This window comes from Segatella sp. (assembly GCF_977051555.1).
In genome coordinates this window covers 36,156-46,217 of sequence record NZ_CDRSSE010000025.1, presented here as the reverse complement: position 1 = coordinate 46,217, position 10,062 = coordinate 36,156, and the positions used below count along the sequence as shown (strand labels likewise).

Here is a 10,062-nt window from a genome sequence, read left to right as displayed (position 1 = left end):
CTACACTCTATCACATACTGCATATCATTGTTGAAAAAGCTTCAATGGACCACGGTTACGGTTTCATGGTATGAAACATTTTGTTTTATACCATGAAACTGTTTGTTTCAAGCGGAGAAACACTTCGTTTCACCCTGTGAAACGAACCGACACGTACTTAATCTATTTGTTCTACGTATTTAAGCAATACGCTCTACCCGTCAGATGTCGGTATAGATAACTTAAGAACCTTATTGTTTCTGTTCTTACAAATCGTTGTCTTATTGTAGCAATAATATTCATTTTGCAGCAATATGGTAAGGTGAAAGTGTTAAAAACTGACTTTTTTATGTGCGTTATTAAATTTTTCTTTCAAAATATTTGCAAATATCCGAAAAATAATCTAATTTTGCAGCCGATTATTATAAATTTATAAATTATTATCTAATAAAGAGAGAGATTATGTTTAAAAGAATCGCTTTATTTGTGGGGGGGGCAATTCTCAGTTGTGGAGTAGCCTTTGCCCAAACATCTGTTACCGGTAAGGTAGTAGCTTCAGAGGATGGTGAGCCTGTTATTGGCGCATCAATCAAAGTAGCTGGTACTAATACGGGTACTGTTACGGACGTCGATGGAAACTTCAGTTTGAATGTTCCAGCCGGCTCCAAGTTGGAGATTACCTATATAGGTATGAATCCACAAACTGTTAAAGCAAGTTCTAACATGAAGATTGCTTTGACTTCTGATAACAAAACCCTGGACGAGGTCGTAGTTGTAGCTTATGGTACAACCACTAAGGCTTCCTTTACAGGTTCTGCAGCTGTAATGAAGGACAAGGATATGTCTGCAGCAAAGTCTTCACTTGTTAAGTCACTCGAGGGTAAAATGGCTGGTGTCAATCTTGGTGCTTCTACAGGTGACCCAGGTTCTGACCAGAGTATTTTGATTCGTGGTATTGGTTCTATCAATGGCTCTACTCAGCCTTTGTTTGTCATTGATGGTGTTCCTGTATCAAATAGTGATATGGAAAATGCTGGTGGTCATACCCGTTCTCAGTCTATTTTGTCTTCTATCAACCCAAATGATATTGAAAGCATGACCGTATTGAAGGATGCTGCTGCATCTTCACTCTATGGTTCTCGTGCAGCCAATGGTGTCATTATCATTACTACCAAGAGAGGTAAGGAAGGTAAGACACATGTCAACTATGATATGCAGATGGGTTGGAGTAATATTGCCAAAAAGAGTGCATTCGAGACCATGAATAGTGCTGAGTTGAAGGAGTATTGGACTGATGCAGTCAAGAACTATTTTGAAATGTATCCAAATGTATTGAATATATATTATCCTGGTATGGATGCTTCTTCAGCTGCTTTAGCAGAAATTAAATCTGGTTATTTTAATAATTATGATTCTAATGAGACAACTGACTGGTTTAAGGAAATTTACCGCACAGGTTTCACCACAGACCATCAGATTTCTATTGATGGTGGTAATGACCGTACGAAATTTTTCACCAGCTTTGGCTATAATAAGGTGAATGGTACTGTAAAGGGTAGTTCTTTTGACCGTTATAGTGGTCGTTTGAATTTGGAACATAAAGTAACAGACTGGTTCAAGGTTTCTGCAAAGGAAATGCTTTCATTTACCAATACTTCTGGTTTCCGTGATCAGGGTGACCAGAAACAGGGATTTGGTACAAGTTCACCAATGTCTGTTCTTTTCTCAATGGACCCTACTGCCAAGGTAAAGAATGAAGATGGTTCATATAATGCAAGTGCTTCTTTCTCATCTACAATCTCTAATCCAAACTTGATGTTTGGTGATGTAAAAGATCAGGGCGATCGTTCAGAGACATTGGATGCAGAATTGATGCGTAGTTTGACTAATGTTGAAGGTGAATTGAAGTTGCCATACGATTTGACTTTACGTTCAGTCTTTGGTTTCGACTATATGAGCAACAGTATCCGCGAGTTCTGGGCTCCAAAGAGTGTAAATGGTAAGGCTCAGAATGGTATTGGTTCTCGTAGCGTTTATACAAGTAAGACTCTTACTTCTTCTACAACATTGAATTATAATCATTCATTTGGTAAGCATAATCTTGCTGCAATGGCTGGTTTTGAGACAGAGAAGCGCGACCTGTTGATATTGTATGCTTCTGCTCAGAATTATGCAGCTGCATTGCCAGAGTTGTCTAATGGCCAGTCTAATAGCAACTCCAGCATGAGCAATACTGCTGCAATGATGTCATGGTTGGGTAGCTTAAACTACAACTATGATAATAAGTACTATTTCTCTGCAAGTTATCGTCGTGATGGTTCTTCACGTTTGGCATCAGACAACCGTTGGTCTGACTTCTTCTCTGTATCTGGTGCTTGGCGTATCAGCAGTGAGGAATTCTTGAAGGACAATGATTTGTTCAGCGATTTGAAGCTTCGTCTTTCTTATGGTACTAATGGTAACCTGCCTACAGATTATTATGGTTATATGGGTACATATTCTACTTCCGGTGGTTATGGCTCACAGCCAGCAATTTTCTGGGGTCAGATGGCTAACGAAAAGTTGAGTTGGGAAAAATCTCACAACTTCAATATCGGTTTGGATTGGACTTTGTATAATCGTGTTACATTGACTTTCGATTATTACAACAAGTTGACAAAAGACCTTCTTTTCCAGATGCCAGTATCATACGTAACTGGTTTCAATAGTTATTGGAATAATATTGGTGAGTTGAAGAACCAGGGTCTTGAGTTCTCTATCAGTTCTCAGAATATTCGTACCAACGATTTCTCTTGGACAACAGATTTCAATTTGACAAAGCAGAGCATCAAGGTAAACAAGTTGCCTAATGGTGACGATGTTCAGTATGGTGATGGTAATATGTACTTGCTTCGTGAGGGTGAGTCTATGCATACATTCTATTTGCCAAAAGCTAAGGGTGTAAACTCTGAGACTGGTTTGATGGAATTCTGGATAGACCCAGAGGATGAGTCTAAGGGTGTAACACCTGAGTATTCAAAGGCAGGCAAAACTATTGTCGGTAAAGGTGTTCCTGATTGGATTGGTGGTATGACCAATACTTTCCGTTACAAGGACTTTGATCTTTCATTCATGATTTCTTATCAGTTTGGTGGTGATTTGTTCGATTATCCAGGTTACTTCTTGACTTATAGCGATGGTGTTCGTATGGGCACATTCAATATGTCTAAGCGTGTAGCAGGTAATTATTGGAAAAAGCCAGGTGATGTAGCAGAGTTCCCTAAGCCAATTATGAGTAATCCTTATCGTTCAGATAAGTTCTCTTCACGTGAAATTATCTCTACAGATAACATTCGTATGCGCGATATTACTATTGGTTGGACTGTGCCATATTTCAAGAAGTATATCAGCAATTTGCGCGTTTATTTCCGTGCAACCAATCCTTTCTTGATTTACAATGCAGCCAAGGATTTGGATCCAGATGTAGATGTCAATGGTTATCGTCAGACTGATACTCCAACAACACGTCAGTTCCTGTTCGGTCTCAATTTCAGTTTTTAAACAATAATAGAAGATTATAAATATGAAAAAGATATATTTAGTATTGGGTATTGCTGCAAGCATGATGTTCTCTTCATGCAGCGACTTCCTCGATAGAGAACCTTCTACAGAACTACCTGCCAACTCTGCTATTAAGAGTACTTCTGATTTGCAGAATGCCGTCAATGGTATTGGCTATGTCCTCTCTGGTTCTTTGGTTGGTTATGATAAAATGTCATACGCCTCTGAGTTTACTCTTTTTGGTGATTTGCGTACTAACGATTTCATGGCTCCTTCTTCACAGGGACAGACAGATGAAATCCGTCAATATGTTTATTCTCCTAACGGAACATATCCTGATGCAGGTTATCAGATTTTCTATAAGGCATTGTCAAATGTAAACAGTGCTTTGGAAGCTGTTCCTAATGTGGAAGGTAAACAGGCTACAATTGACAATCTCAAAGGTCAGTTGATTGCTTGGCGTGGTTTGCTGCATTTCGACTTGGCTCGTATGTTCTGTTACATTCCAACAACAGTGGATAATCCTTCAAACTCTTTGGGCTTGGTTTTGGCAGACAAAACTTTCCCACAGGGTTATAAGGGCGTTCGTACTGATTTGAAAACAACTTACGACTACATTATTCAGCAGTTTACCGATGCACTTCCTTTGCTGAGCAAAACTTCTGATGTAGGTTACTTTAACTATTATGCAGCTTTGGCTCTTCGTGCTCGTGCTTACCTTTATGCTGGTGAATACACCAAGGCTCTCGCTGATGCTAAGGAGGTAATAGACTATTCCAATGACAAGAATTCCGCATTGGAACTTCTTTCAAGAAGTAATTATATTTCTTCATGGGCTAGCGAAGGCGCAGCAGAGTCTCTTTTTGAGATGAAACTTTCTTCTGAGTATAATGCTCAGCGTTATGGTCCTGGCTATTATACAGATGCAACAGGTTATCCTGAGTGCGCTTTCAATACTAAGGGCTATTTGTATAAGTATCTTTCTACTCATCCAAAAGACATACGTTCTCGTTTGATTAAAGATCAGACAGATGCTAAAGTGTATGCGGCTGCAGCAGGTTATTATCCTGCCAAGTATCCTGGTCAGAATGCTAATATCTACGTAAATAATCCAAAGATTATTCGTCTTTCTGAGGTTTATTTGATTGCTGCAGAGGCTCAGTGGCACATTGACAATCCTGGTTCATACACTTTGACTGGAACAAGTGCTGCCGCAGCTAAATACATCAATGCTATTCAGAAAAATCGTATTGAAGGATATGAGGATGTTACATCTGTAACTCTTCAGGATATTCTTCATCAATATGAGATTGAGTTGTTCTGCGAGAACCAGATAACTTATGCATATTGGCGTAATCACCAGAGTGTAACAAGTAGCAATGAGGTAGAAATCAAATATAACGATTATCGTACGATTTTACCAATTCCTCAGGCTGAGCGCGACTACAATAAGGAACTGCAGCAGAATCCTAAGTATTAATATTGCAAAAGGATAAGCTAAGTTTCATAGATTTTGATAATATTTTTAATCAAGATATAGGAATGCCATGAGTGGCATTTTCTATAAATCTCTCGGGAGAGGCTGGCTGTGAAGCTCGCCTCTCTTTTTTTGTCTTTTTATTTGCGTATCTGATATTTTATTCGTAACTTCGCACCGTCTAAAGAAATATGGCTATGGAAGAGATAAGAAAATACCCAGTAGGAATGCAAACTTTCTCTGATATACGAGAGGGTAATTATGTGTACGTAGATAAGACAAGGTATATTGTCGATTTCTTGCGTAATGGTTCTAAATATGTGTTTCTGAGTCGTCCAAGACGATTCGGTAAGTCGCTTTTTGTCTCTACGCTCCAGGCATATTATGAGGGCAGGAAGGAACTGTTTGATGGTTTGGCACTTGGCGAATATGAGAAAGAATGGGTGAAGCATCCTGTTCTTCACTTCGACATGAGTACTGCCAAAAATCAGACACCCGAAGGGTTAGAAGAGATGCTGGGCTACATGCTTTCAGAATACGAGCAGGTCTATGGACGTGACGAATTGGCGGTGCAGCCGAGCCAGCGTTTGCAGTCTTTGGTAAAGCGTGCCTATAAGAAGACGGGTCAAAAGGTGGTCGTTTTGATAGACGAATATGATGCTCCTCTCTTGGATGTCGTACATGAGAAGGAAAGTTTGATGCCATTGCGCTTGGTTATGAGGAAGTTCTATAGCCCATTGAAATATCTCGACCCTTGGCTGGAATTTACCTTTATCACGGGTATCACCAAGTTCTCTCAGTTGAGTATCTTTAGCGAGATCAATAATTTGGATAATATCAGCATGTTCGATCAGTATTCTGCTATCTGTGGTATCAGCAAGACTGAACTACTGACGGCGATGAAGCCTGATGTTGAGTTGCTAGCCAAGTCTTTGGGAAAAACTTTTGATGAAACGGTTGCCGAGTTGAGTTCATATTATGATGGTTATCATTTCAGTAAAAAATCAGAAGATGTGTTTAATCCGTTTAGTCTGGTTAAAGCGTTGAGAAGTAAGGAGATAGCAGCTTATTGGTTTAGTTCAGGTACTCCTGCATACATTATCAACACTTTACGCAAACATCATGTGGGGGTGATGGATATAGAACAGAAATCCGTAGGGGTGGATGATTTCGATGTCTCTCCTGAGCAGATGACTTCTGCTTTACCATTGCTTTATCAGAGCGGGTATCTTACCATCAAGAAGTATAACCCTATCTTGCAGAGTTATCAGCTGGATTATCCAAACAAGGAAGTGCGTGTAGGGATGGTTCGTTCCTTGGCTCCTAACTATCTCTCTCCAATATCGTTGAACAATAATAGTTTCATCTTCGACTTTTTGGAGCAACTATATAACAATAATATGGATGGTGCTTTGCAGAAAATGCAGGCTTATCTCGCCAGTATCTCCAATCGACTTGCCAACAAGAACGAGAAGGACTTCCAAACGGTCTTTTATCTCATTTTTAATTTGATGGGTGCTTACATCTTGGTGGAGGAGGATAGTGCAATAGGCAGAGCAGATGCCGTGCTTCACATGCCGGATACAATCTATGTGATGGAATTGAAGTTTGATAAGACGGCTGAGGAAGCTTTGCAACAGATTGATGACAAAGGCTATCTCATTCCTTATTCAGCTGGCGGCAAACGAATGGTAAAAGTAGGAATCAACTACGACAGCCAGAAGCGAACCATTGGTGAATGGAAGATAGTAGAAGGGTAAATATAGAGGATAAGCATGTACAAAACGCACAGAAACAGAAAAGCGGTGCCGCCTACAAATCTGCAGGAAAGCACCGCACAATCTAACCCTATTCACGTACAAAAAAAGAATTCTTCATGTTAAAACTACTTTGCCTTGATGACGAAGCGGAATTCGCGGTCGCCATAATGCATGCGGTATTTCTCCATAGGCTTAGACATCCAGCTGTCGATGCAACCTAAACCGTACTGGCGCTGCTGGATATGTACCTGTGTCAAACCCTTGTCAACCAAATCACCGCTATGCTGTCCCCAAGCATGCTCCTTTTTATCGCCAGAATCCAAATCCTCAATAGAATAAGGAATGGCACTGCACTCCATCGGAGCATAACCCTCGAAAGTAATACCCTTGCCTGATGCAGGATTGAAGATGGAGAAGTAACGGATATCTGTATGGTTGCCACTCTCCTGAGGACGAATATAAGGATAATACTCATCCTTTACATCCGACTCATATTTGCCAATAAAGGTAGAAGAATGACGGTCGATATAATTCTCCTCCGGACCACGGCCATAATACTCCAACTTAGAGAATGATGCAGGCAAATCCAATACCATACCATATCGGAACAAGTCAGCTATCTTAGCTGCTTTATCCGTGGTCATCTTCTCGGTAACAGAAACCTCACCTACCGCATTGATGCGATAACGAAGTACCAACTCAGCCTTCACCTCAGGCATTTCAAAGGTAGCCGTCAAAACAACACTATCCTTCATCTCACTCTTGTCGAATGACTTCAAGTTCATTACAGGATTTTTCCATACCTTCAACTCCTTCTGCAAAGAAGCACCATAATCATTATCAGTAGGAGCACGCCAGAATTCAGGCTTCATGCTCTCGCGGAATTTTAAGATAGGCTCACCGTCCACGTCAAGATAGTCTATCAAACCCGTCTTCTTGCCTATAGTAACCGACATTCTCTTGGCAGAAACCTTCACATAGCTATTGGTTTCTTCTACCTCTATATTGCTAGTACTCTGGAGTTTCCCTTTCTTACCAGAAATCTTAGTAGAAGTCGTTGCAATAGGAGTATCTACCTTATCAAACTGATATTCATTGATGACAAACTGCTGGCGGGCTATCACCTGTCCTTTCTTTACCAATGGTTCTGTACCATCGCTGGCAAAGGCAAAATTGACTGTAATCTCCTCCTTACCGTGTTCAGTCTCTGCTTCAGCAATAGCATACTTCAAAGCATCACTCTTCACCATTTTAGTTGTCTGAGGAGCAATACCCTTAGTCTCAGGAATCTCAACAGTAGATAACTTCACGCCATTGGCATAGATAGTTGCAGTAAGGTGCAGGTCGTCAATATTCTTGAAGAAATTCTCATTATAGATATTGAAAGCACCATTCACGGCATCCAGATCCTTGATCCATACATTCTGATGCCAATACTGGATTTCGTAGGCATGCGGATTCAAACGGCGGTCTGGAGCAATAATACCATTGCAATTGAAGTTGTAGTCACTGGCAGGATAACGCCCATAGTCGCCACCATAGGTAAAGATTTCCTTGCCTGTAATCGGACTCTTGTCACGCAGACCCTGATCTACAAAGTCCCAGATGTATCCACCCTGATACTTAGGATATTTGCGAATCAGATCCCAGTACTCCTTGAAACCGCCCTCTGAGTTACCCATCGCATGAGCATACTCACATTGGATATAAGGTTTTACGCCATCACTCTTGCAATATTTCTCACTCTCCTCGTAGTCGATGTACATCGGACAATGAATATCGGTCTTACTGTCATATCCACCACGCTCATACTGCACAGGACGAGTCTGATCATAGGCTTTCACCCAGTCATAGGCCTTCTCGAAGTTGATGCCATAGCCACCCTCATTACCCAAACTCCATACGATGATGGAAGGATGGTTGATGAAAGTCTTCACATTACCCTCGTTACGCTCGATATGAGTCTGGAGGTATTCAGGGAACTTGGCGAGAGATTTCTCACCATATCCCATACCATGAGATTCAAGGTTTGCCTCGGCAGTCACATAGATTCCATATTCATCACAGAGGTCATACCAGCGAGGATCATCAGGATAATGACAGGTACGAACAGCGTTGATATTCAACTGCTTCATAATCTTAATATCCTGAATCATGCGCTCCACACTGACCACATAGCCACCATCAGGATCCATTTCATGACGGTTAGCACCCTTGATTAGGACAGGCTTTCCATTGACCAGGAGTTGTGCATTCTTGATTTCCACATTGCGGAAACCTATCTTTTGAGGAATGACCTCCGATACTCCCTGCTTGTTTTTCAAAGTGATGAATGCCTTATATAAATAAGGTGTTTCTGCAGTCCATGCCTTCACCGCAGGCACCTTGATAGTACCCTGTACACCAGAAGCCTCAGTAATCTTCTTGCCATCCTTATCACACAATGTAAGAGTAACATTAGCCTTACCACCCTTCAAGGCTACCTGATAGTTCAGGACACCATCCCGGTATTGATTTTCCAAACCTGCATCCAGACGGATATCGGCTGCATGAACTTTCGGACGGGCATAGAGATATACCTCACGGGCAATTCCTGTAAAACGCCAGAAGTCCTGATCCTCAAAATAAGAACCATCACACCAGCGCATCACCTGCATGGCAATGAGGTTTTTGCCTGGTTTCAGATATTTGGAGATATTAAACTCGGCAGCCACCTTGCTGTCTTCGCTATATCCCACATACTTGCCATTCACCCAGAGAGTCAAATTGCTGGTAGCAGAACCTACATGGAAATATACATCCTTGCCCTTCCAGTCTTTAGGCAGGTCAAAGGTGCGGCGATAGGAACCCGTATAGTTGTTGAGTTCGCTGATATAAGGAGGATTTGGGTCAAACTGGGTAGCCCAGGCATAACCGATATTCTTATAGGTAGCGTCGCCATAGCCATTCAGTTCAAACAAGCCAGGTACTGGAAAATCCTTCCATTGAGAATCATCAAAGTTGGCAGCGAAAAAATTGGCAGGACGCTTGTTGTAGTCCTTGACGAAATTAAATTTCCAAGTGCCTTCCATAGAAAGGTAGTTGGCAGATTTTTTCTTCTCGAAAGCCTGAGCCTTATCCTGATTCTCGAAAGCAAAGAACGCAGCACGGCGAGGAGCACGATTCTGCTGATTGACATCTACATTATGCCATCTGCTGGCATCTTGCGCCCTTACTTCGCCATGACCATAAAGAACCATGGAACCCAATAGGGCAAGAAACATGAAATTTCTTTTGTTCATATTCATGAATATTTATGATTTAAAA

Annotated in this window: 4 protein-coding genes; 3 read left to right on the top strand and 1 reads right to left on the bottom strand. The window is 41.2% G+C overall.

Going from position 1 to position 10,062, the window contains the following annotated elements; genetic code table 11:
• Nucleotides 1–441: 441 nt before the first annotated feature.
• The 3 genes from ACWJAO_RS07635 to ACWJAO_RS07625 all read left to right on the top strand — a co-directional run bounded on the left by ACWJAO_RS07635 (nt 442) and on the right by ACWJAO_RS07625 (nt 6,756).
• On the top strand, nt 442–3,519 hold the full coding sequence (locus ACWJAO_RS07635; RefSeq protein WP_449139810.1) for a SusC/RagA family TonB-linked outer membrane protein: 3,078 nt from the start codon (nt 442–444) through the stop codon (nt 3,517–3,519).
• A gap of 22 nt (nt 3,520–3,541) precedes the next feature.
• Nucleotides 3,542–4,999: a RagB/SusD family nutrient uptake outer membrane protein gene (locus ACWJAO_RS07630; protein WP_449139809.1), complete on the top strand. Its 1,458-nt coding sequence runs from the start codon at nt 3,542–3,544 to the stop codon at nt 4,997–4,999.
• Between the two features lie 194 nt (nt 5,000–5,193).
• Entirely contained in the window at nt 5,194–6,756 is a 1,563-nt protein-coding gene (locus tag ACWJAO_RS07625; RefSeq protein WP_449139808.1) for an AAA family ATPase, read from the top strand.
• A gap of 125 nt (nt 6,757–6,881) precedes the next feature.
• Here the strand turns inward: ACWJAO_RS07625 and ACWJAO_RS07620 are convergent, their stop codons facing one another.
• Nucleotides 6,882–10,037, bottom strand: a complete 3,156-nt coding sequence (locus ACWJAO_RS07620; protein ID WP_449139807.1) for a glycoside hydrolase family 2 TIM barrel-domain containing protein — start codon at nt 10,035–10,037, stop codon at nt 6,882–6,884.
• Nucleotides 10,038–10,062: the final 25 nt, after the last annotated feature.